Genomic DNA, 22,816 nt, shown 5'->3' with positions numbered 1-22,816 from the left:
ACTGACTATCATAAACATGCTAAGAAAAGTTATTCTCTCTGCCCTAGGTATTGCCCTTATTGTAGGTGCATTCATCTTCGCCAAATATCTTATAGATAATAAAAACAAACCAAAACCTGTTGTTCCAAAGGTTATAAAAACAGTGTTGATTGATACTGTGAAGAATGGTTCTGTACCCATTGTAGTTTCTGCAAATGGTAATCTCACAGCTAAAGAACGTGTGGAATTGTATTCGGAAGTTCAGGGTATATTTAAAACAGGATCTAAACTTTTTAAACCTGGTCAAAAATACAATAGAGGAGAAGTTTTAATTCGTATTGATGCATCAGAATATTATGCTAGTGTACAATCTGCAAAAAGTAACCTGTATAACAGTATTGCTGCAATAATGCCAGATTTAAGATTAGATTTTCCTGATGTTTTTCCAAAATGGCAAACCTATTTAAATGGTTTTGATTTAAATAAAACAACACCAACACTTCCAGAAATTTCCAATGAAAAAGAAAATTATTTTATTACAGGAAGAGGAATTATAAGTTCCTACTACAGTGTTAGAAATCTTGAACAACGTTTAGCTAAATATAGAATTACTGCACCTTTCTCAGGAATTTTAACCGAAGCTTTAGTTACAGAAGGAACATTGGTTAGAAATGGACAAAAGTTGGGTGAGTTCATTAATCCTTCGGTTTATGAAATGGAAGTTGCCATAAGCAAATCTTTTACAGAAGTATTAAAAGAAGGAGAGTCCGTAAAACTTACCAATTTGGAAAAAACTAAAACTTACTACGGAACAGTCTCTAGAATTAATGGCAGCATAGATGCAACAACACAAACCATTACTGTTTTTATCCAAGTTGAAAGTCCAGACCTAAAAGAAGGGATGTATCTCGAAGCAGAATTAAATGCTGAAAAGGTTGAAAATGCCATTGAAATTGATCGAAATCTTCTGTTAGATAGCCAAGAAATTTATGTGGTTAGAGATAGCTTGTTGGATGTTATTCCGGTGAAACCAGTACATTTTTCTAGTGAGAAAGTAGTTTTAAGAGAAGTGCCAGATGGTACAATTATTTTAAGAAAACCTGTACCAGGTGCTTATGCAGGCATGCAGGTAAAGGCTGCAGATCTAGTTGAGAAATCTAAAGATTCGATACAATAATGAGAAGGATAATTGAATATTTTATTCGGTATCATGTTGCGGTAAATGTTTTTATCCTAGCATTTTTTGTCTTTGGTATTATCGGTTACCTTTCATTGAAATCATCGTTTTTCCCACTTACAGAATCACGAATAATAAATGTTGCCATAACTTATCCTGGAGCGTCTCCTCAAGAAATTGAAGAAGGTATCGTACTTCAGATTGAAGATAACTTAAAAGGTTTAAAAGGCATAGACCGAGTAACATCTACTTCAAAGGAAAACAGTGGAACTATAACTGTAGAAATTGAAAAAGGTGAGAGTTTAGATTTTATGCTTCTTGAAGTAAAAAATGCTGTGGATAGAGTGCCTTCTTTTCCAACAGGAATGGAGCCTCTAGTTGTGTCTAAACAAGAGGCTGTAAGAGAAACCATTTCTTTTGCTATAAGTGGAAAAGATATTCCTCTTGTAACCTTAAAACAAATTGCGCGTCAGGTTGAATCCGACTTAAGAGCTATAGATGGAATTTCTCAAATTGAAATTTCTGGTTTTCCTGAAGAAGAGATTGAGATTGCAGTTAATGAAACAGATTTATTAGCTTATAATCTTACGTTTTCTGAAGTAGCTGAAGCCGTTAGTAGTTCTAATATTTTAGTTACAGGTGGAAATGTAAAGACTGTTGCTGAGGAATATTTAATTAGAGCTAATAATAGGGAATATTATGGGAAAGAGCTCTCTAATATTGTAGTTAGAGCTTCATCTGATGGGAAAGTAATTCGATTAAAGGATGTTGCAATTATAAGAGATCGTTTTTCTGAAACACCAAATGCAACATATTTTAATCAGGAATTAGCTGTAAATATTGCTATAACAAGTACAAATAATGAAGATTTAATTTCTTCAGCAGATAAGGTGAACACTTATATTGAAGAATACAATCAAAAGTATAATAATGTACAAATTGATGTTGTTAGTGATAGATCTATACCTTTAATTCAGCGTACTTGGTTACTCTTTACAAATGCATGGCAAGGTGTTTTACTAGTGCTGTTTTTTCTTTCTATTTTCCTAAATACACGTTTAGCACTTTGGGTTGCTTTTGGTCTGCCAATTTCATTTTTAGGGATGTTTATGTTTGCATCTCAATTTGATGTTACTATAAATGTCCTATCGCTTTTTGGGATGATTATCGTAATTGGTATTTTAGTAGATGATGGTATTGTCATCGCTGAAAATATTTACCAGCATTACGAAAAAGGAAAAAAACCAGTTCAAGCAGCCATAGATGGAACTATGGAGGTAATTCCACCAGTAGTTTCTGCAATTATTACAACATTGTTGGCCTTTTCATTATTCTTTTTCTTGGATAGTAGAATAGGTGAGTTTTTTAGTGAAGTTTCGGTCATTGTAATTTTAACTTTAGTAGTTTCTTTAGTTGAAGCACTTATAATATTACCTGCCCATTTAGCCCATTCTAAAGCTTTACGTAAACAAAAACCAAGTGATAATTCATCTAAAACAAAACAATTCTTCTCTTTTATGAGAGGTTTAAATAAAATGGGTGATAGAATTATGTCTTTTATGAGAGATAAGTTTTATGAGCCTGTTTTAAATTTTGTGCTGAGTTTTAAATTACTTGCGCTAGGCGTATTTTTAGCCTTGTTGGTATTGACTTTTGGATCATTAGGTGGAGGAATAATAGGTGTTACAATATTTCCTAGAATCGCAAGTGATGCGGCAAACATAGAATTGGTAATGCCTGCAGGAACTAATGTGAAGATTACAGATTCTATTATTTCAATGATAGAAGAAAAGTCTTTTATCGTCAATGAAGAGCTAACAGAAAAGTATCTTAAAGGAACAGGAAAACAGCTTTTTGAAAACACAATTGTTGATATTAGTAGTAGTTCTACAGCTAATCTTAGAATCAACCTGTTGCCAGGAGAGGAAAGACCTGACGAAATTCAATCTTTTTTAATCACTAATCGGTTAGAGGAATTAGTTGGTCCGGTTATAGGAACAGAACGACTAATCTACGGTTCTGGAGGTAATTTTGGAGGTAATCCTGTTTCAGTTTCTTTATTGAGTAATAATATAGACGAATTAAAAGCTGCGAAGCAAGAATTAAAAAAGTATCTGCAATCCAATCCTTTGCTAAAAGATATAGGTGATAATGATCCTGCAGGAATAAAAGAGATTAAATTAGAGCTTAAAGAAAGTGCTTACTTGCTCGGCTTAGATTTAAGAACAGTAATGTCTCAGATTCGTTCAGGTTTCTTTGGTTCACAAGCACAGCGTTTTCAAAGAGGACAAGATGAAATAAAGGTTTGGGTTAGATACGATCGAAACAATAGAAGCTCTATTAACGATTTAGATGAAATGCGAATTGTTACCCCTTCTGGTGAGCGTGTTACCTTAAAAGATATAGCAACTTATAGCATAGAACGTGGGGATGTAGCCATTAACCATCTTGATGCAAAACGAGAAATTCAGGTTTATGCAGATTTAAAAAATCCCGCAACTAGTGCTACAGATATCATTGATGAAATAAGAACGGAATTCATTCCCAATCTTCAATCAAAATATCCTACGATAAGTGCGTCTTACGAAGGTCAGAATAGAGAAGCAGGAAAATTAACCAGTTCATTGGCGGTTGCAGGTCCAATAATTTTATTGTTGATTTATGTTACTATAGCTTTCACATTCAGAAGTTATTCGCAACCACTGCTACTTATTTTACTTATTCCATTTAGCTTAACGGCTGTAGCTTGGGGACATTGGTTGTTAGATTTTCAGGTAAATATATTATCACTTCTAGGTATTATTGCTTTGATAGGTATTATGGTAAATGATGGTTTGGTGTTAATAGGGAAATTCAACAATAACCTCAAAGAAGGAATGCCTTTTGATGATGCTTTATCCGAAGCAGGTAAATCCCGTTTTAGAGCTATATTCTTAACATCACTTACTACAATTGCAGGTTTAGCACCATTACTATTAGAGAAAAGTCGGCAAGCTCAGTTTTTAAAACCTATGGCAATCTCAATTTCTTTCGGAATCGCTTACGCTACAGTTTTAACCCTATTGGTATTACCATTGTTCTTATCTTTTAGTAATAACATAAAAAAGAATACCAAGTGGTTGGCTACAGGTAAAGAAGTCACAAAAGAAGAAGTAGAACGCGCAATAAAAGAACAGAATGAACTACATGAAGACTAAATATTACCTGACTGTTGTGTTTGCTTGGATTTGTAGTGGTCTTACAGCACAGAATGTATTGACCAAAGAAGAAGCTGTTGCCACTGCTCTTGATAATAATTATGGTGTTAAAATAGCTAAGAAATCTGTAGAGGTAGCAGATAATAATACTAGTATTCTTAATGCAGGATTTTTGCCTACTGTTTCAGGAAGTGCAGGAGCTACCTATAATTTAGATAATACCGAAGCTGAATTTTCTAACGGTGAAACCACAATCCTTAATGGTGCTGAAAGTTCACGTTACAATGCTTCGGTTAATGTGAACTATGTTTTATTTGATGGTTTAGGAAGACGTTACAATTACAAGCGACTCAAAGAAGAGTATCAATTAACAGAACTTCAGGCAAGAGAAACCATTGAGAATACCATTTTACAACTGTTTTCGGTATACTACAATGCAGCTCAACTCACGGATAATCTAGATGCTTTAAAACAAACATTGAATGTTACAAAAGATAGATTGGTTAGAGCAGGATACCAGTTTGAATATGGTCAAAATACTAAATTAGAAGTACTGAATGCCGAAGTAGATATTAATAACGACAGTATTAATATCATTAATACTCGACAAGAATTAAAGAATGCAAAACGTGATCTTAAGCTTGTTTTAGGTGAAACTTTTACAGAGGATTTTCAGGTTGAAACTGAGGTTGATTTTACGTTACAGTTTCAGAAAGATAGTCTGTTTGAAAAAGCTAAATCTAGAAACGTAGCTTTACTTCAGACCGAAAAAAATATAGCCATTAGTAAGTTAGATATTAATTCAGGTAAATCTGCTTACCTACCAACAGTGGGTTTAACAGGTTCTTATGGTTGGAATAAAAACAACAATAATGCGGCTTCTTTCGTTGCCGTATCTACAAATACAGGTCTATCAGGTGGCGTTAACCTAAGCTGGAATTTGTTTGATGGTGGAGCTACCATAACAAGGGTGAAAAATGCTAGAATTAATTTAGAAACTCAGCAGCTCGAAAAAGAAAATTTGCTATTGAGTATTGAAAGAGATTTTAATAATGCTTGGGATGATTATATGAATAAACTTGAAATTTATAATATTCAAGAAAAAAATATTCTAACGGCTCAGAATAATTTTGAACGTACAGAGGAAAAATTTAAAATAGGTCAAGTTAATTCCATAGAGTTTAGGCAAGCTCAACTTAACTTATTAAATGCAGAATTAAGTAGAAATAGCGCTAAGTTTGAAGCAAAGTTATCAGAGTTACAAATACTACAGATAAGTGGTGAACTTCTTAATGTTCAGTTTTAAAAGAGGTAAAATTTATGGAAGAGTATTTTTTTCAATGTCCTTATTGTTGGGAGCAAATATCTATGCTTGTAGATACCTCCCAAAATCATCAAAATTATATAGAAGATTGTGAGATTTGCTGTAACCCTATTCAAGTGTCTATAGTGGTTGAAAATCAGGAAATTATAAATTTTGAAGCAAAAAACATTGAACAGTAAGTTTTTTAATTAACTGATAATCAATTATTTGAAAAAACACCCTGTGCAGTTCATCGAAAAAAGTTGCAGTTTATAGAATTTGCTTATATATTCGTTTACTTAAAGCAAGCATAGTGTGTACCCTAACCAAAACCTACTTGAATGAAAATGCTTAAACTAACCCTACTTTTCTGCTTCGTTTCGTTGCTCTCTTTTGCTGAGATTTCAACGGATCAGAAAGCAGCTCTTATAGACTTATACAATTCTACAAATGGTAAATCGTGGAATAGAACGTGGAATTTAGAAAAACCAGTTTCAACATGGTCTGGAGTAAAAATTGAAGATTCAAGTGTTGTAGAGCTTAATCTTAGCTTCAATAAACTAGAAGGAACATTACCAGAGTCTATTTCTAAATTATCAAGTCTTAAAGTTTTAGATCTATCATTTAATAAATTGGAAGGAGAATTACCAAAAACATTGACTAGTATGACTAGTCTTGTTGAGGTAAAATTGTTTTCAAACAATTTAACAGGAAAAATTCCATCAGATATAGGATCGTTAACCAATTTGAAGTCTTTAGAATTATTCAACAATAATTTTACTGGTGAAATACCAGCTTCAGTTGGAAATCTTACAAAATTAGAGAGCTTAATTCTTAGCAGTAATAACCTTATAGGAAGATTGCCAGAAAGTTTAGCAAACCTAAAATCTCTAAAAGTTTTAAGTGTATTTGATAATAGCTTATTAGGCGCTATACCAGCTTCACTAGGTGAACTTGGTCAGTTAGAGGAACTAGTATTATCTAATAACGCATTCTTTGGAAATATTCCAGGAGAATTAGCACAACTAAGTAATCTAAGAACTCTATTATTAAACAATAACCAACTTCAGGGGAATTTTGCTGCATTAAAGGGGAAGTTTCCTAAAATTGTAGATTTTGAACTAGACAAAGCAAATACCGAAGGGGAGTTAGCAACTTTAGATGAAGAGGAAGACGACGATTAAATTTAGAATTATTTCTTAGCCATAATTTAATATTAAAAGCACTCAAAAATTATTTGAGTGTTTTTTTTTGATTAAAACTTGTCAAATCTAAAAAGCATTGTATATTTGCAGTCCGATATCGCGGGATAGAGCAGTAGGTAGCTCGTCGGGCTCATAACCCGAAGGTCACTGGTTCGAGTCCAGTTCCCGCTACTAAGCGTAAATCGCACCAAAACCAACGGTTTAGTTCACTCTAAACCGTTTTTTTATGCTTTATATTCATGAATTGGTTACCTTAGAGTGTCAAAATGAACACGATTTAGAACACAATTTGGAACACAAACCGAAATTTACAGAACCTAGGATCTTTAATGCCAAAGGGGATTTGAATAAACGCTGGTATGTTTATTTCTCTTATCGTAATCCTAAAATTGGGAAATTACCTTATTATGATATAATGACTAACTAAATCATTTTTATATAATTTTAAAGGTATATATTTTCGGTTTAGATTAGCCTTTAGCGATAAAATATGTTAGAGTATATTCTGAATAAAGTCGAGGGTTAGTAAAACCAGCCGCAATGAAATATAGCCCTTGTTGCAAAGCGTTATTTATTTTTTAATTCGATTTTTCGTCCATCAGAATCTTGTATGATTGCTGTTTTCCCCCATTCAGTTATGTTTATTCCATTTAGGATTTTCCAGTTGGTATTTTTAATGTTATCAATTGTCGTTTCTAAATTCTCAACTTCAAATCCAAGTCTTAAAGAATTGTCAGCTTCTCTCATTGATTTAGTCAAAGGGTAAATCTCGAATACAAATCCATTATTTTCACTTGCGTAATGGAAAGGTCCATTTCCGTGTTGGTGATAATCAAATTCAAATCCGATTTCCTCATATTGAGTTTTTAAATGGTCAGGATTTTGTGTTCTGATTACAAGAAGGTTTATTTTCATTTATTATTGGATTTTTCAATGACAAAAGGGTTTATTTAATGCTTTATAACGGTTTTGGCTATGGTTTCTTGTGAGAATTTAGCGATTAACTTTGCAAGTACAAAATGACGAGGAAATTCCGCAGGAATTTCCGTTGTAAGCCTTTACCAGCAATGAACTATACACATTGTTGTAAAACGTTTTTATTAGTCAATTCCTAAATCATTTGTGAAAGAATGATGTAATTCAATTTCACTTATTGGAACTCCAGTATTATATTCAGTTATTCCGCAAATAATTCGCTCAACTTCATATTTGCTTGATATATTTTCAATGTCAATTAGTTTGTCCCTGTTTAAAGATATTGTCCAATCCACTAATTGTCTTAATGTTCCTTTTGAAACAGGTGTTGTTCGTTTAATAGTTTTAATTCCGAAAATTTTGACGTGAGAACCTAATTCTGGATTAAAATCTAACGCTACTAAATCAGGTAATTCAAGTCCAATTTCCGTTTTTAATTGACTCCACTTTTCTTTCAATTCCGATTGATTAAATAATTCCGATATTTTCATATCAGTTTTTATTTCCTTTTCGGCCGAAGTCAAATTTCTTAACCCTTTTCTGATTCTATAAAATACTATTTGAGTTAGACATTTATCTGTGGGATTTATAATAATTCTGCTGAAAACAATGTTAGCGCAATCTTGAATAGTATAAATTTTTTCGGCTTCAGAATCTTCAATTCGTATTCCAAATTTGTCCTCAATAGACATCACTAATTCGACTGAATCTAATCCCATTATCGGTTTGATTTAAATGTTTTACAACGGTCGTGGCTATGAGTAGTGCGGGCGCAAACAAGCACTTTCCTTTCGGTTGAGCACAGGGCCAAAACCTTGTTTTTCGGGTTTTTATCTTAATATTTCAAAAAGCCAAAACAAGGTTTTGGCAGTCATTGCAAAATAACGATTTCTTTCGGGTTAAGCACCTAATCCCGCATTACTTATAGCCGTTGTTGTGAGCAGTTATTATTCGTCAGTTTCTTCATCACTAAACCCAAAAGCATTATCCAATCTCTCGTGCGTAAATATATTTTTTTCGGTTCCGTTTTTTAAAACTTTTAATAGTTCAATCCCATATTTGTAAACATCTTCTAATTTTTTCTTGCTTACCGACTTTTTTAATCGACCGTGAGAAATTTGGTTACGATAATCCCTAAACTGATGATATTTATTTTTTAAGTCAGAATAATCATCTTCGGTTAATTCATTCGTTTCGAGTAGAATTCGCAATAATACGTTCAATGAATACATCATTGGCATCATTAGCTTTCTACGAATATTTATATCCCTCGTGTTTTTTGTTTCACGATATGGTTTTATTATATCAAAACCTAATTTCTCAATATCTCCAGATATTTGTAGAATCGCCATTTTCACCGAAACATCCTTTAACTTTTTGATGTGGTCTAATTCACTTTTTGATATACCTAATAGTTCCAAATTATCTTTTGAGAGATAAACTTCTAATTCTTCTCTTAATGAGGAATTATATTCATCTTTAAGAAAACGATGGAAAAAATCTTTAGTTCCAGTCAAATAGAAATAGACTGCCTCTTCATTAGGAAAACCAAATCTGTGTTGTAATGTATTTCTATCATCTACAAGTAATTCAATTATTGGTTTTTCAGGTATAGTAATTCCTAAATCTGCCAAACCTTTGAAAGAGTCCCAAATTCCAATTGTCAAATTCTGATTTTTTGTACTGTAAATTGATTTCCCTTCTACTAACAATTTGTCTTTAAGAATTAACTCTACTGAATTCGCTAAATGAAGAATTACAAACTTAAATTTTCTATCATTTTTTTCTCCATAAAGTTCGGTAGCGTGTGCTAATAATTCTATTGCACTTACATATAATGGCGATTTCATCATAATTTTACGAATGTTGGTTTTAATGTCTAGTCCTGAAATATGGCTACAGGTTAAAAATTGATTTTAAGCTGATTTTAAATATACCATATTCGGTGTTTTATAGTCTAAAGATACATGTAATCTTATTTGGTTGTATAGATTAACAGCATTTTTGGTAGCTCTTTTCGCGTGTTTCACGCTATCAAAGGTCTGGTCGAGATAAAATTCGTCTTTTAGGATGCCGTTTACACGTTCCGCAATAGCGTTTTCGTAGCAATGGTTATCTTCTGTCATACTAATTTTGATGTTGTTTTTCTTTAAAATTTGCGTGTACACATTACTACAATATTGTATTCCTCTATCTGAGTGGTGTATGAGGTTCTCTGTGCTTTTAGCTTGATATAAAGCCTTTTTAAGCGCTCTGGTACAACCGCTAAGTTCAAGGCTGTCACTAAGGTCATAACCTATAATTTTTCTAGAATACATGTCGGTTATAAGCGCTAAATAACAAAACCCTTTTACAGTTCTGATGTAGGTGATATCACTTACCCAGACTTGATTAGGTCTATTAACAATGACATCTTTGATAATGTTTTTATGTTTGTAGAACCTATGTAACGAATTGGTTGTTTTATAGCTAGGTTTCTTTCTGTTAATAAGCATATTGTGTTTTCTAAGAATGTTGAAAAGTGTGTCCCTGCCTACTTTAAGGTTAGCATTGTCAAAATCATCTTTTAGAGATATTTTGAGTTTACGCACACCTTCTCTAGGTAAGGATCTGCGTTTTTGGTTGACAATTTGAATGCTCTGTTGTTCGAGTTTTAAACGATTATCAGCTCTGATTTTATACTTATAGTAAGCATCACGTTTAAGTCCGAAAGCGTTACAAATTGTGGTTAAAGACGCAAATCCTTTAGCATTGACTTTAGTTTTATCTAACGCTCTATATTTAGCTTTTTTTTTAGTTCAGCAACCGATTTATAGCCAAGGTCTTCCGCAGCAACTTCAAGGTATGAATCTTGAATCATGGCATCTAGGTCTTTTTTTAACAAGAGTTTTTTAAGCTGTTCAATTTCTTTTTGAAGTTCTTTAATGCGTGTTATTTCATCTTTAGTTTTCACAGTTATTCTAGTGTTCATAAGGTCTTTACGATTGTACTTTTTAATCCATTCGTTGATTGTGGTTGGATTAATTCCATAAGCCTTACCTAATTGATACTTGTTTAATTTACCGGTTGTAAGTTCGTCTAAAATTTTCAGTTTAAAAGGTTCTGAATACCTTCTGATGATTTTGTCGTTTTTGTACATAATGTTTAAAATTATGTAGCCTTTATTCAGGACGGGTCATAATTGCTCACAACAACAGGATATACGCATTAACTATATCCACATTATAGGTTTACTAAGATAACAAATCTTTTAAATCATTTAATAAGCTGTTAAAAGTGAGATAAGTATATGTTTCTAAGGATTTATTATCGTAAACATTAGTATTTATTTTTACCATTCGTCGACACTTAATTTCCATTCGTCTACGTTAAACTCCGTTTAGACTAAATTCAAAAAATAATGCATTATAAATAGGTTATTTTGTGTGGAAATTTAAAATTTAATGCTTTGAAATCCCTCAATGTTTTACTTATAGAAGACGATATGATAGAAGTAATGAAGCTCAAAAGAGCTACAGATTCATTACAGTTAAATCATAAAATTACTGAAGCCAACAATGGTGAAGAAGCTTTACAATTGTTAGAGAAAAAAGACAGTCTTCCAGATATTATTCTTTTGGATTTAAATATGCCAAAAATCAATGGTATTGAGTTTTTAAAAATCTTAAAAGCCGATGACCGTTTAAAATATATTCCAACAATTATATTAACCACCTCTAATAATCAACGTGATCTTTTAGAATGTTTTAAAATCGGTATCGCAGGATATGTGTTAAAACCCTTAAAATATGAAGATTATGTTTCTAAAATTGAAAAATTATTAGCATATTGGAGTATAAATGAATTGATTACGGTATAGCGAACTCAAGATTTTAAAATAAATATTGACATAGAGTTATGTAATTATTTTTAATAATTAAGGTTTCATGTAGTCATTCAAAAGCAATATAAATAAACACATGAAAGGAATAATTTTTACTGAATTTTTAGAACTCGTAGAAGAGAAGTTTGGTTTAGCTATGGTAGATAAAATTATCACTCAATCCGAGCTACAATCTGGTGGTATCTATACTTCAGTAGGAACTTATGAGTTTTCAGAAATGCTTCAATTGCTTACGCACCTTAGTGAGAATACAGATATTTCTAAAGACGATTTATTGTTAGTGTACTCAGAGCATTTATTTAAAGCGCTTGTGCGATCGCACCCAAATCTTGTAGACCACTACAAAGACCCTATGGATTTATTGGCTTCAATAGAAAACCATATTCATGTAGAGGTTCAAAAAATTTATCCAGATGCCCAATTACCAACCTTTGAGTTAGAAGATAGAAATGACGATAAGATGGTTATGGTTTATAAATCAGATAAGGCATTGTATATGTTAGGTAAAGGTCTAATGCAAGAAACATTCAAGCTTTTCAAAACTCCTGTTGAAATTAATCTTGAAAAACTAAATGAAGCTGGTACAGAGGTACGGTTTTTTATCAATAAAGCATGATGACCTTAGATGAAACAGAAATCTTAAAAAGAGCACTAGAGCGTGAAAGAGCTTCAAGAAAAGCAGCTGAAAAAATTCTTGAAGAGAAATCTACTGAGCTTTACAACCTAACCCAAGAGTTAAAGATATCGAACACTAAGCTAGAGCAGATTGTTCAAGAACGTACTTCAGAACTAAAAGGCGTATTTGAAAACATCATTGATGCTTACGTTGTTATGGATTTGTGGGGAAATGTTCTAAAGATGAATGATGCCGCAGTCCATCTTTTGGGCTATGATAAAAGATTAGAGGATTTCAATCTCATTACATTGGCTGATGAATCAGAGGTAGATAATGTTATGGGAGCTTTCGATATTTTAATGAATCAAGGAGCAGTAACTAATTTTCAGGTTAAAATTAACACGAAATCTGGTGAACAAAAGCTAGTTCAAATCAATGCAAGTATTATTATAGGTTCAGAAAACAAGCCTATAGCAGCACAAGGTATTGTTAGAGATATTACCAAGGATAAAGAGGCTGAAGAACATCTTATACAATCAGAAAACAGATTATCTACACTCATAAGAAATTTAGATTCTGGCGTTCTTCTAGAGGATGAAAACAGAAAAATTGTATTAACTAATAACAAGTTTTGCAACTTGTTTGAGATTCCTCTACTACCAGAACAGTTAGTTGGATCTGATTGTTCAAATTCAGCAGAGCAAAGTAAAAACATGTTTCTAGATCCAGAAGGATTCGTAGAAAGAATCAATGAAATTGTTGAAAAAAGGGAATTGACTCTAGGCGATGAACTCAAAATGGTTAATGGAAAGATTCTAGAGCGAGATTATATACCTGTTTTTAGTGACTCTAAATACAAAGGTCATTTGTGGAAATATAGAGATATAACTTTAAAAAGGAGATACAGGCAGAGTATTGAAATAGAGAAAGAAAAATACAGAAGCATCATTGCCAACATGCATCTCGGTTTGGTAGAACTAGATAAAGAAGAACGCATTGTGATGGCTAATCAGAGCTATCTTAAAATGACAGGTTACTCTGAAGATGAAGTCTTAGGTAAGGTAGGTAAGGATATACTATTAGCAAAAGCTGATAGAGATATGGTGGAAGAGAGAATGAAGGAAAGAAAGAATGGATTAACCAACGCTTATGAAATTAGGATAAAAAATAAAAAAGGAGAATTAAGACACTGGCTAATAAGTGGTGCACCGAATTATAATTTTAATGGTCAAGTCACAGGTTCTATAGGTATTGTTTATGACATTACAGAAATAAAGGCACTTCATCTTCAAAAAGAAAACTTGCTCTTAAAGCTAGAAAAAAGTAATGATGAACTTCAAGAATATGCACATATTGTTTCTCATGATTTAAAATCTCCGCTACGTAGTATTGATGCTTTATTACAATGGATAAAAGAAGATAATAAGGATAAGTTGGATGAAGCGAGTATGCAAAATATTAGTCATATTGAAACAACATTAGAGAAAATGGAGCAACTGATTTCTGATGTTTTAGAATATTCTAGTGTAGGTTCAGATAATAGTAAAAATGAGTCTGTGGACACTAATGATTTAGTTAATGACTTAATAAAGATTCTGTACATCCCAGAGCATATTGAGGTAGAGGTTCATAATAAACTCCCTATAGTCACTGGTGATAAAACAAAACTGCAACAGCTGTTTCAAAACCTTATCAGTAATGCTGTAAAGTTCATTGATAAGCCTAAAGGAAAGATAGACATAAAATTAAATGTGTCTTCTGACTATTACCAGTTCTCAATTAGTGATAATGGTATAGGCATAGAAGAAAAATTTCATGAAAAAATATTTAAGATTTTTCATTCTTTAAATAAAAGTAAAGATTCAACAGGTATCGGACTTTCCATAGTGAAAAAAATTGTTGACCTTCATGATGGCAAAATTTGGCTAAACAGTAAGCCAGGAATAGGAACTACGTTTCATTTTACATTAAAAAAATAATATGAAAACATTACAATTAGTAAAAAAAGGTAATAAAAGCTGGGATTATATAACCCCAAAACAAGACTTGAAAAGACCTTTAGTATTAGTGTTCGGTAATCGTTTTGCTTTGGAAGATACCAAAATTTATGACGAAATAAAGGAGCTCTTTCCTGATGGTGAAATTATTTTTGGATCTGCATGTGCAGAAATATCTTCTGATACAGTTAATGAAAATAGTATTACCATAACGGCCATAGAGTTTGAAAAAAGCAACTTTATAGTTAAAACTAGTAATGTTTTAAATAAAGATTTAGATAGTTATAAAACAGGTGATGAGTTAATTGGTCAGTTTCCAAAAGAAGGATTAAAATATATTTTTGTGGTATCTGAAGGAAGTTTTATAAACGGAAGTCAGCTCACAAAAGGAATGAGTTCTTCAACTGGAGATAACATTATTATCACAGGTGGATTATGTGGTGACGATACCCGATTTGAAAAAACAATAGCAGGCTACAATGAAAATCCGAAGTCAGGCGAAATTGTAGCTATTGGTTTTTATGGGGATACTTTAGATATTTCTTTCTCTATTCATGGTGGTTGGACACCGTTTGGACCAGAACGAATCGTCACTAAATCTGAAGGTAACACTCTATATGAATTAGACGGAAAACCTGCACTAGATTTGTATAAATCGTATTTAGGAGATAAAGCAAAAGATCTTCCAAGTGCGGCTTTGCTTTACCCATTGAATGTAACTTCAGAAAATGAAAAACAATCTATAGTAAGGTCTATTTTAAATATTGATGAAGAAACCAATGCTGTAATTTTAGCAGGCGATATAGCAGAAAATGCTAAAGTACAACTCATGATGACCAATGTAGACAATATAGCCAACGCATCAGAGAGAGCTGCAAAACAAGCATTAGAGCTAAGAGAAACAAAACCTGAACTTGCCATGCTAATTAGCTGCATAGGTAGAAAATTGGTTTTAGACCAACGTGTTGAAGAAGAAATAGAAGAGGTCATTGAAGTGTTGGGGAAAGACACTACTATTTCAGGTTTTTATTCCTATGGAGAAATAGCTCCTTTTCATGGTGAAGTTGCATGCCAATTACATAATCAAACAATGACTATTACTTTAATTAGTGAATAAATGAATTCACTGCTCAAAAGACAAATGCGCAAGTTCTTAAGTGAAGAACTTAAGGAGAATAAAGATTTGGAAGCTTTTCTAAATGCTGTTGATTTGTCTTATAATAATTTTGAAGAACAGTCTAATATGATTCAAAGAGCTATGAAAATTAGTTCTGAAGAGTTGTTTGAAGCCAACAGAAAACTACAGCGAGAAGCTAAAGAACAAAAAGAATTAATAGACAAGCTTAAAAATGTTATCAATAGATTAAAGTTTTTTGACAGTAATTCTGAAAGTAAAGAAGACAAAGAACTCAACGGAATAGAACTTGTTGGTTTTATAGAAAATCAGGCTAAGGAAATTGTTGAGATAAATAATCAAAGAGAGCTACTTTTGAAGGAGCTAGAGCATCAAAATCAAGAGCTTAGCGATTATGCACATATGGTGTCTCACGATTTAAAATCACCACTCCGTAGTGTAGATACACTAACCGCTTGGTTAATGGAAGATAATAAAGACAAGCTAGATGGTCATGTTACTGCGCAACTTGGTTTAATCCGCTCAAACGTTGAAAAAATGGATGCGCTTATTAATGGTATTTTAAACTATTCAACTATTGGTAAAAACCAAATAGAAGCATATAACATAGATCTTAATTTATTACTGAAAGATGTGCTTAAAATGATGGAAATACCGAAACATGTTTCCATTGAAATAGAAGATTTGCCAACCATAATTGGTGATAAGTACAGATTGCAACAGTTATTTCAAAACTTAATTGGTAATGCAATTAAGTATAATGATAAACCTCAATGCCAGATTAAGATAGGCTTTAGCAACAAAGAACCATTTTGGGAATTTTACGTTAAAGACAATGGTTTAGGGATTGAGGAGCAATATTTCGATAAGATTTTCAACACATTTGAAAAGCTTGAAAACAATGGAGATTCTACAGGAATTGGCTTATCAATCGTAAAAAAGATAGTAGAAATATATGGTGGCGAAATTTGGTTAACTTCTGAAATGAGTAAAGGCACAACATTTTATTTCACTATAAAAAAACAACCTCGTGGAGCAGCCTAATCTCAATTACATTTATAATATGTCTGGTGGCGATAAAGACTTTGAGCAAAAGCTCATAGATATTATTAAAGCAGAGTTTCCAAATGAAAAAGCATTCTATTTCAGTAATATAGAGGCTGGTAATTATAAAGAAACGGCAGGAAATGTACATAAGATTAAACATAAAATTAGTATTTTAGGTCTTGAGAAGAGTTATGAAGTTGCTGTGAATTATGAGAATAACCTCATGGAACACAGTACAGAAGGCAAAATTGAATTTGAATCAATTTTGCAAAACATAACCGATTTTTTAGAGACCTTATAACCCTATTTTATGAATTGTATAATTATTGATGATGAAGCCACAGCCAGAGCTATTATATCTCAGCTTTGTACCAACGAATCTAGCTTAAATGTTCTCGAGGAATTTCCAAATGCAATTCAGGCTATTAAATATTTAAATCAAAATGATGTAGATTTAATTTTCTTGGATATTCATATGCCAGATTTTACAGGTTTCGATTTTATTGAAACCATTAAAAACCCACCAAAGATTATACTTACTACTTCAGATGCTAATTTTGCCATTCAAGCTTTTGAATATGATTGTATCGTAGATTATTTAGTAAAGCCAATTACACCAGACCGTTTTAGTAAAGCGATACAAAAAGCGGAGAGTTCTGCAAAACCTATAAAATCTAAAGCAAAAGCTTTCGATGAGGTAGAAACTACTTCAGGAAATGATCTCTATGTTAATATTGATAGACGCCTTATTAAGATAGATATTCCTAGCATTTATTTGGTTGAAGCTAAAGGTGATTATATTCAAATAAAGACCGAAGAAAAAAACTACACCGTACACTCCACTTTAAAAAAGATTGAAGACAAATTACCAGACAGTCTATTTTTAAAAATTCATCGTTCCTATATCATCAACGTTGATAAAATTATAGACATTGAAGACAATAGTGTTTTAATAAAGAAAGATGTTATTCCGGTGAGTCGTTCTAACCGTCCAGAATTAATGAAGCGCTTAAATCTTCTTTAATCAAAATCCATTTAACGTTTCAAAAATGTGATTCAAGGTACTTGGTTTACCAACAAACGAATATTATTAACTCTACACTACTTTCAAATCTATATTTGTATCATATTCAAAGTTAGTTTTATGAATATGGTTAGATAGCAAAAGTAAAAAAGGTACAGGTTTTCTGTGCCTTTTTTACTTTGTAGAAATATCTAATGTGTTTTGTAATATTCTGAAAAACAACACATCAAATATTATCTTCCATTGGTCTACACATAATGTTTGTCCATCGAAATTTACCGAACCAAAAGCGCTATCACGACTATGTTTGCTTCAGAATTAAAAAACTAAAAAACTTTAATTATGAAAATAGCAATAGTAGGAAGCGGATACGTAGGTTTAGTTACCGGAGCATGTTTCTCAGAAGTAGGTATTGATGTTGTTTGTGTAGACATCGATGAGCAAAAAATCGAAAACCTAAAAAACGGAATCATCCCAATTTATGAACCAGGTTTAGAAAATATGATTAAGCGTAACATGTCTAAAGAGCGTTTAAACTTTTCTACAAGTCTTGCTGAAACCATATCAGAAGCAGAGGCAATATTTATTAGTGTTGGTACACCACCAGATGAGGATGGTAGTGCAGATTTAAAACATGTACTAGCAGTTGCAAGAGAATGCGGTAAACACATGAACGATTACAAGTTGATTGTAACTAAAAGCACTGTACCAGTGGGAACTTCTGAAAAAGTTAAAAGTGCAGTTCAAGGCGAGCTGGATAAACGCATGGTAGATGTTACTTTTGATGTAGCTTCAAATCCAGAATTTTTAAAAGAAGGTGCCGCTATTGATGACTTTATGAAACCAGATAGAATTGTTATTGGTACAGAAAGTGAAAGAGCAGAAAAGGTACTTGAAAAGTTATACAAACCCTTTACGTTAAATGGTCATCCGGTAATTTCAATGGACATCGTCTCTGCCGAAATGACAAAGTATGCAGCAAACTCAATGCTTGCTACTAAAATTAGTTTCATTAATGACATTGCAAACCTTTGTGAAATTGTTGGAGCAGATATCAATAATGTTAGAAAAGGGATAGGTTCAGATTCTCGTATTGGTACAAAATTCATCTACCCAGGAATTGGATATGGTGGATCATGTTTTCCGAAAGATGTGCAAGCTTTAATAAAAACGGCTAGTGAAAATAAATATGAACTACAAGTACTTAAAGCAGTTGAATCGGTTAATAAAGCTCAAAAGTTAGTGTTGTTCAATAAAATCAATTCACATTTTGAAGGTGATTTAAGAGGAAAAACCATAGCAATTTGGGGATTATCATTTAAGCCACAAACCGATGATATGCGCGAAGCACCTTCATTGCAAATCATAAAGGAACTATTAGCTGCTGGCGTAACGGTAAAAGCATACGATCCTGTTGCTAAAGAGGAAGCACAGCATCATTTTGGAGATACAATTACGTACTGCGACGATCAATATGAAACGTTAATTGGATCAGATTGTTTAGCCATATTAACAGAGTGGGCAGAATTTAAGATTCCTAATTTCAAAGTGATGAAGCATTTGTTGAACAGTCCAATTGTTTTCGATGGAAGAAATATCTATGACAAAGAAGAAATGCATGCTTTAGGTTATCAATATTCTTGTATTGGTATAAATACTGAAAAGAAAAACATCACTAAAACTCAGCTAAATATACAAGTAGCATAAACAGTTTCAATTCAGAAGACTTCAACCCCAAGAATCATGAATAAAAAAAGAATATTAGTTACAGGAGGAGCAGGATTTGTAGGCTCACATCTTTGCGAAAGATTATTGTCCGAAGGACATGAAGTATATTGTTTAGACAATTTTTTTACAGGACAGAAGCAGAACGTTCTGCATCTAAGGTCTAATCCGTACTTTGAGCTAATTCGCCACGATGTTATTAACCCTTACTTAATAGAAGTAGATGAAATCTACAATTTGGCCTGTCCTGCCTCGCCTGTACACTATCAGCATAATCCTATAAAGACCATTAAAACATCTGTAATGGGAGCCATTAATATGCTAGGATTAGCAAAGCGTGTCAATGCTAAAATTTTACAAGCTTCAACGAGTGAAGTGTATGGCAATCCGATGGTACATCCACAGCCAGAATCGTATTGGGGAAATGTAAACCCAATAGGTGAACGTTCATGCTATGATGAAGGTAAAAGAGCAGCGGAAACATTGTTTAGAGACTATCATGCACAGAACAATGTCAATATTAAAATTGTTAGGATTTTTAATACCTATGGTCCAAGAATGCATCCAAATGATGGTAGAGTGGTGTCTAATTTTATTGTTCAGGCTTTACAGAATAAAGATATCACTGTTTATGGTAAAGGAGAACAAACTAGAAGCTTTCAGTTTGTAGATGATTTAGTGGAAGGTATGATAAAAACCATGGCAACAGATAGTTCATTTACAGGCCCAGTTAATATTGGTAATCCAGATGAGTTCAAAATCATCGAATTGGTGGAAAAAGTCATTCAACTTACAGGTTCAAAATCTAAAATAGTTTTTAGACCATTACCATCTGACGATCCATTAATGAGACAACCAGATATCACTTTAGCTAAGAAGCAACTAGACTGGGAGCCTAAAGTGAAATTAGATGAAGGCTTAGAGAAAACCATTGCCTTTTTTAAAGAAGCCATTAAATAGTAAAAAATTCAATTTTTAAAGTCATGAAAAAAAAGATATTAGTTATAGACGATGAGTTAACAATGACAACGCTTTTAGAATTTTTCTTATCTAATAAGTACGAGGTTAAAGCAGTAAACTCAGGAAAAGCAGCGGAAAGTTGGTTAGAAAACAATCTACCAGATTTAATAATCAGCGATATTCAAATGGATGATATGGATGGGTTTTCGCTATTGCAAAATATTAGATTAAGAGGTTATACAAAGCATACGCCAGTTATAATGCTTTCTGGTAAAGCCGAAAGTAAGGAACGCATAAAGTCTTATAAGCTAGGAGCTCAAGATTATCTTATAAAACCATTTAATCCAGAAGAATTAGATGAGGTTGTAAAGAAAAATCTATACCCAATCCATTATGCTAATGCTTGGTAAAAGTAAATGATCTGTTAGATATTAATTCCCCAGATAACATGAAAACACTATACATAGGAAAAAATATAGACGACATCCAATGGAGTATTGAGAATACAGAAATCTCAGTGATTTTTTGTAGTAATAGTTTAGAGGCTGTCAATATTTTAAAAGTTCAAAAGGATGTTGAAGCTATAATATGTGAGTATAATTTGACTGGAAATAACGGTCTTTATTTACACAAAAGACTAAAAGAAGAGGTCTGTTTGTCAGCGATACCTTTTATTCTTCTTTTACAGGAACATAATAATCAAGTTTATCAAGATGCTTTTAGAGCTGGCGTGAATGATTATTTTGTGATAAAATCGACTAACATAGAAGAGATTTTTCTTAGAGCAAAACAATTGTCTAGAGGAAAAGAAGCAGCGTCATTGGGCAGTAAAGAAGTTGAACCAATCAAGTATCAATTTCCACTTTCAAAGAGAATTTTTGATATCGTTATAGCGTCAACAATCTTATTCTTTCTTTCACCACTGTTTTTAATTACGATTATAGCAATTCGATTAGAATCGAAAGGAAAAGTCTATTATATAGCAAAGCGTGTTGGCCGAAAAACCTTTGATTTTTACAAACTAAGATCCATGAGAACCGGATCGGATAAGCTATTGCAACAACTAGCTAAAGATAAAAATCAATATAATAAACCTGAAATTAAGGTAGCAGATGAAAAAGAAGAATGTCCACGATGTAGTAAACTGCAAAAAGGCGAATCTTGTTCGCCATTAAAATATGCTGAAGGAAATAAAATTTGTGATTATTGGTATACAAAACAAAAAAAGCAAGAACAGAAAAACAGTTCAAGTTTTATAAAAATAGTTGATGACCCAAGGATTACTAAAGTTGGTAAGATAATAAGAAACACAAGTATAGATGAGTTGCCTCAACTAATCAATGTCATTAAAGGAGACATGTCTTTAGTTGGAAACAGACCTTTGCCAGTCTATGAAGCAGAACTGCTAACTCAAGATCAAATGTCTAAACGTTTTTTGGCACCAGCAGGTATTACAGGCTTGTGGCAAGTGGAATTAAGAGGAAAAGGTGGCGATATGTCGGAAGAAGAACGTATTGCATTAGATAACCGTTATGCAGATTATTTTGCAGGTAATAATTATTCATTATGGTTCGATTTAAAGATTCTCATGAGAACTGTTCCTGCATTATTTCAAAAGAGCACAGTATAATTTTTTTTGATTTTTTGGTTGTTGATTTTAGCTACTATTTCATTAGGTTGAAATAGTAGCTTTTTTTATTTCAATAGACCCCAAATAGCTTAAACATAGTATATTTTCAATTCATCTACACTTACCGTTCATCCATCGAAATATACCAGAATTCACTCTAATAGCAGTGTAAGTTTGTATCAGTTAAAACACGTCTAACAAAGACAAATGTTTAAAATTATGAAACCTACTTTAAAAGTTTTAATAGCAGTATTTATCCTATCGTTGGTTAATTATTCTGTATACGCGCAAGATTCAATTGTAGATGTAAACCAAAAAGAATTATTTAAACTGTTAATACCAGAGCTTGAAGTTTTAATAGATTCTGCTTTGGCAAACAACGGGATGTTAGGATATAGAAAAGACGAAATTGAAGTTAAAAAAGCCAACCTAAAATCTAAGCGTCGCAATTGGACCAGAAATTTTGGGATCCAAGCAGATACAAGATACGGTAACTTCAACAATTTTTCTAACAATGTTTCAGGTTCAAATACTGTAACACTTTCAAGTGCAACAACGCAGACTAACTACGGTGTTGGATTGTACTTAAAAATTCCTGTGTTTGATATTTTCAACAGAAAATCTGAAATCAAACAAGCTAAAACAGAAATTTCTCAAGCAGAAAATTTGGTGAAATTTCAAGAAGATGAAATTAAAGAAATAGTAATTCGCTATTATGAGGATTTAATTTTGAAAGAAAACCTGCTAGAAATTCAAGCCACCAATCTAAGCGATGCCAAAGTAAATATGGAAATGGCTAAAAAAGAGTTTACCAACGGGCAAATAGAAATTTACGAATACATTCGAATTTCTGATATCACAGCAGGTGTTACTGCCGAGTTTGAAAAGGCAAAATCCAACTTATTACTAGCCAAAAAACTTTTAGAAAACTATACAGGTGTTCAAATCAACTAATGTCTTAAA

At 32.5% G+C, this 22,816-nt stretch carries 22 protein-coding genes, 1 tRNA gene and 1 pseudogene; 19 read left to right on the top strand and 5 right to left on the bottom strand.

Annotated features, from left to right (window positions below; translation table 11 throughout):
• Positions 1–16: 16 nt before the first annotated feature.
• The 7 genes from AC2H4K_RS03630 to AC2H4K_RS03600 all read left to right on the top strand — a co-directional run bounded on the left by AC2H4K_RS03630 (position 17) and on the right by AC2H4K_RS03600 (position 7,288).
• On the top strand, positions 17–1,156 hold the full coding sequence (locus AC2H4K_RS03630; protein ID WP_281138427.1) for an efflux RND transporter periplasmic adaptor subunit: 1,140 nt from the start codon (positions 17–19) through the stop codon (positions 1,154–1,156).
• Positions 1,156–4,353 carry an efflux RND transporter permease subunit gene (locus tag AC2H4K_RS03625; protein ID WP_493742840.1) on the top strand — a complete coding sequence of 1,066 codons (3,198 nt, stop codon included), beginning with the start codon at positions 1,156–1,158 and terminating at the stop codon, positions 4,351–4,353. The genes AC2H4K_RS03630 and AC2H4K_RS03625 overlap by 1 nt, the downstream gene beginning before the upstream one ends.
• Positions 4,343–5,659, top strand: a complete 1,317-nt coding sequence (locus tag AC2H4K_RS03620; RefSeq protein ID WP_281138425.1) for a TolC family protein — start codon at positions 4,343–4,345, stop codon at positions 5,657–5,659. The genes AC2H4K_RS03625 and AC2H4K_RS03620 overlap by 11 nt, the downstream gene beginning before the upstream one ends.
• A gap of 14 nt (positions 5,660–5,673) precedes the next feature.
• Positions 5,674–5,856 carry a CPXCG motif-containing cysteine-rich protein gene (locus AC2H4K_RS03615; RefSeq protein ID WP_281138424.1) on the top strand — a complete coding sequence of 61 codons (183 nt, stop codon included), beginning with the start codon at positions 5,674–5,676 and terminating at the stop codon, positions 5,854–5,856.
• A 141-nt stretch (positions 5,857–5,997) separates the two neighbouring features.
• Entirely contained in the window at positions 5,998–6,840 is an 843-nt protein-coding gene (locus AC2H4K_RS03610) for a leucine-rich repeat domain-containing protein (protein WP_281138423.1), read from the top strand.
• A gap of 119 nt (positions 6,841–6,959) precedes the next feature.
• Positions 6,960–7,032 (top strand) — tRNA-Met (locus tag AC2H4K_RS03605).
• A gap of 55 nt (positions 7,033–7,087) precedes the next feature.
• Positions 7,088–7,288: a hypothetical protein gene (locus AC2H4K_RS03600; RefSeq protein ID WP_281138365.1), complete on the top strand. Its 201-nt coding sequence runs from the start codon at positions 7,088–7,090 to the stop codon at positions 7,286–7,288.
• Between the two features lie 140 nt (positions 7,289–7,428).
• Here AC2H4K_RS03600 and AC2H4K_RS03595 read toward each other — a convergent pair whose 3' ends face one another.
• The 5 genes and pseudogenes from AC2H4K_RS03595 to AC2H4K_RS03575 form a co-directional block, all read right to left on the bottom strand.
• Complete coding sequence (locus tag AC2H4K_RS03595) at positions 7,429–7,776, bottom strand: VOC family protein (protein ID WP_281138364.1); 348 nt, start codon at positions 7,774–7,776, stop codon at positions 7,429–7,431.
• Positions 7,777–7,961: 185 nt separating this feature from the next.
• The gene (locus tag AC2H4K_RS03590; protein WP_348634880.1) at positions 7,962–8,555 is read right to left on the bottom strand and encodes an acyl carrier protein; all 594 of its coding nucleotides are present in this window, start codon (positions 8,553–8,555) and stop codon (positions 7,962–7,964) included.
• Between the two features lie 228 nt (positions 8,556–8,783).
• Positions 8,784–9,689, bottom strand: coding sequence for a hypothetical protein (locus AC2H4K_RS03585; protein ID WP_281138363.1), 906 nt, complete (start codon positions 9,687–9,689; stop codon positions 8,784–8,786).
• Between the two features lie 63 nt (positions 9,690–9,752).
• Positions 9,753–10,574: pseudogene (locus tag AC2H4K_RS03580) on the bottom strand (IS3 family transposase); the annotation flags it as partial.
• A 29-nt stretch (positions 10,575–10,603) separates the two neighbouring features.
• Positions 10,604–10,975 (bottom strand): transposase, encoded by a 372-nt coding sequence (locus AC2H4K_RS03575; RefSeq protein WP_281138362.1) that lies wholly within the window; start codon positions 10,973–10,975, stop codon positions 10,604–10,606.
• Between the two features lie 309 nt (positions 10,976–11,284).
• Between AC2H4K_RS03575 and AC2H4K_RS03570 the strand changes: the two genes are divergently transcribed.
• From AC2H4K_RS03570 to AC2H4K_RS03515, 12 genes are all read left to right on the top strand, one after another.
• Positions 11,285–11,695, top strand: coding sequence for a response regulator (locus AC2H4K_RS03570; protein ID WP_281138361.1), 411 nt, complete (start codon positions 11,285–11,287; stop codon positions 11,693–11,695).
• A gap of 100 nt (positions 11,696–11,795) precedes the next feature.
• Positions 11,796–12,335: a heme NO-binding domain-containing protein gene (locus tag AC2H4K_RS03565; protein WP_281138360.1), complete on the top strand. Its 540-nt coding sequence runs from the start codon at positions 11,796–11,798 to the stop codon at positions 12,333–12,335.
• Positions 12,335–14,314, top strand: coding sequence for a PAS domain-containing sensor histidine kinase (locus tag AC2H4K_RS03560; RefSeq protein WP_281138792.1), 1,980 nt, complete (start codon positions 12,335–12,337; stop codon positions 14,312–14,314). The genes AC2H4K_RS03565 and AC2H4K_RS03560 overlap by 1 nt, the downstream gene beginning before the upstream one ends.
• A gap of 1 nt (position 14,315) precedes the next feature.
• Positions 14,316–15,449: an FIST signal transduction protein gene (locus AC2H4K_RS03555; protein ID WP_281138359.1), complete on the top strand. Its 1,134-nt coding sequence runs from the start codon at positions 14,316–14,318 to the stop codon at positions 15,447–15,449.
• A 24-nt stretch (positions 15,450–15,473) separates the two neighbouring features.
• Positions 15,474–16,511: a sensor histidine kinase gene (locus tag AC2H4K_RS03550; protein WP_348634878.1), complete on the top strand. Its 1,038-nt coding sequence runs from the start codon at positions 15,474–15,476 to the stop codon at positions 16,509–16,511.
• Positions 16,498–16,815: an Hpt domain-containing protein gene (locus tag AC2H4K_RS03545; RefSeq protein ID WP_281138357.1), complete on the top strand. Its 318-nt coding sequence runs from the start codon at positions 16,498–16,500 to the stop codon at positions 16,813–16,815. The genes AC2H4K_RS03550 and AC2H4K_RS03545 overlap by 14 nt, the downstream gene beginning before the upstream one ends.
• Before the next feature lie 9 nt (positions 16,816–16,824).
• On the top strand, positions 16,825–17,538 hold the full coding sequence (locus tag AC2H4K_RS03540; RefSeq protein ID WP_281138355.1) for a LytR/AlgR family response regulator transcription factor: 714 nt from the start codon (positions 16,825–16,827) through the stop codon (positions 17,536–17,538).
• Between the two features lie 342 nt (positions 17,539–17,880).
• Entirely contained in the window at positions 17,881–19,245 is a 1,365-nt protein-coding gene (locus AC2H4K_RS03535; protein ID WP_281138354.1) for a UDP-glucose dehydrogenase family protein, read from the top strand.
• A 36-nt stretch (positions 19,246–19,281) separates the two neighbouring features.
• Positions 19,282–20,223, top strand: coding sequence for a UDP-glucuronic acid decarboxylase family protein (locus AC2H4K_RS03530; RefSeq protein ID WP_281138353.1), 942 nt, complete (start codon positions 19,282–19,284; stop codon positions 20,221–20,223).
• Between the two features lie 23 nt (positions 20,224–20,246).
• Positions 20,247–20,633, top strand: coding sequence for a response regulator transcription factor (locus AC2H4K_RS03525; protein ID WP_281138352.1), 387 nt, complete (start codon positions 20,247–20,249; stop codon positions 20,631–20,633).
• A 38-nt stretch (positions 20,634–20,671) separates the two neighbouring features.
• A complete protein-coding gene (locus AC2H4K_RS03520; protein ID WP_281138351.1) occupies positions 20,672–21,853 on the top strand; it encodes a sugar transferase in 1,182 nt (393 codons plus the stop codon).
• A gap of 219 nt (positions 21,854–22,072) precedes the next feature.
• Entirely contained in the window at positions 22,073–22,807 is a 735-nt protein-coding gene (locus AC2H4K_RS03515; protein WP_281138350.1) for a TolC family protein, read from the top strand.
• The last annotated feature ends 9 nt before the right edge of the window (positions 22,808–22,816 follow it).

Source organism: Winogradskyella sp. 266wxhm, assembly GCF_058964685.1.
This window is presented reverse-complemented; position numbering and strand designations above follow the sequence as displayed.

Excerpts from the sequence above, each read along its gene's own strand:
- AC2H4K_RS03520 (WP_281138351.1), top strand. The coding sequence starts at position 20,672 with ATGAAAACACTATACATAGGAAAAAATATAGACGACATCCAATGGAGT.
- AC2H4K_RS03565 (WP_281138360.1), top strand. The coding sequence starts at position 11,796 with ATGAAAGGAATAATTTTTACTGAATTTTTAGAACTCGTAGAAGAGAAG.
- AC2H4K_RS03540 (WP_281138355.1), top strand. The coding sequence starts at position 16,825 with ATGAATTGTATAATTATTGATGATGAAGCCACAGCCAGAGCTATTATA.
- AC2H4K_RS03555 (WP_281138359.1), top strand. The coding sequence starts at position 14,316 with ATGAAAACATTACAATTAGTAAAAAAAGGTAATAAAAGCTGGGATTAT.
- AC2H4K_RS03560 (WP_281138792.1), top strand. The coding sequence starts at position 12,335 with ATGACCTTAGATGAAACAGAAATCTTAAAAAGAGCACTAGAGCGTGAA.
- AC2H4K_RS03630 (WP_281138427.1), top strand. The coding sequence starts at position 17 with ATGCTAAGAAAAGTTATTCTCTCTGCCCTAGGTATTGCCCTTATTGTA.
- AC2H4K_RS03610 (WP_281138423.1), top strand. The coding sequence starts at position 5,998 with ATGAAAATGCTTAAACTAACCCTACTTTTCTGCTTCGTTTCGTTGCTC.
- AC2H4K_RS03615 (WP_281138424.1), top strand. The coding sequence starts at position 5,674 with ATGGAAGAGTATTTTTTTCAATGTCCTTATTGTTGGGAGCAAATATCT.
- AC2H4K_RS03525 (WP_281138352.1), top strand. The coding sequence starts at position 20,247 with ATGAAAAAAAAGATATTAGTTATAGACGATGAGTTAACAATGACAACG.
- AC2H4K_RS03600 (WP_281138365.1), top strand. The coding sequence starts at position 7,088 with ATGCTTTATATTCATGAATTGGTTACCTTAGAGTGTCAAAATGAACAC.
- AC2H4K_RS03550 (WP_348634878.1), top strand. The coding sequence starts at position 15,474 with ATGCGCAAGTTCTTAAGTGAAGAACTTAAGGAGAATAAAGATTTGGAA.
- AC2H4K_RS03535 (WP_281138354.1), top strand. The coding sequence starts at position 17,881 with ATGAAAATAGCAATAGTAGGAAGCGGATACGTAGGTTTAGTTACCGGA.
- AC2H4K_RS03595 (WP_281138364.1), bottom strand. The coding sequence starts at position 7,776 with ATGAAAATAAACCTTCTTGTAATCAGAACACAAAATCCTGACCATTTA.
- AC2H4K_RS03620 (WP_281138425.1), top strand. The coding sequence starts at position 4,343 with ATGAAGACTAAATATTACCTGACTGTTGTGTTTGCTTGGATTTGTAGT.
- AC2H4K_RS03515 (WP_281138350.1), top strand. The coding sequence starts at position 22,073 with ATGAAACCTACTTTAAAAGTTTTAATAGCAGTATTTATCCTATCGTTG.
- AC2H4K_RS03530 (WP_281138353.1), top strand. The coding sequence starts at position 19,282 with ATGAATAAAAAAAGAATATTAGTTACAGGAGGAGCAGGATTTGTAGGC.
- AC2H4K_RS03590 (WP_348634880.1), bottom strand. The coding sequence starts at position 8,555 with ATGGGATTAGATTCAGTCGAATTAGTGATGTCTATTGAGGACAAATTT.
- AC2H4K_RS03575 (WP_281138362.1), bottom strand. The coding sequence starts at position 10,975 with ATGTACAAAAACGACAAAATCATCAGAAGGTATTCAGAACCTTTTAAA.
- AC2H4K_RS03625 (WP_493742840.1), top strand. The coding sequence starts at position 1,156 with ATGAGAAGGATAATTGAATATTTTATTCGGTATCATGTTGCGGTAAAT.
- AC2H4K_RS03585 (WP_281138363.1), bottom strand. The coding sequence starts at position 9,689 with ATGATGAAATCGCCATTATATGTAAGTGCAATAGAATTATTAGCACAC.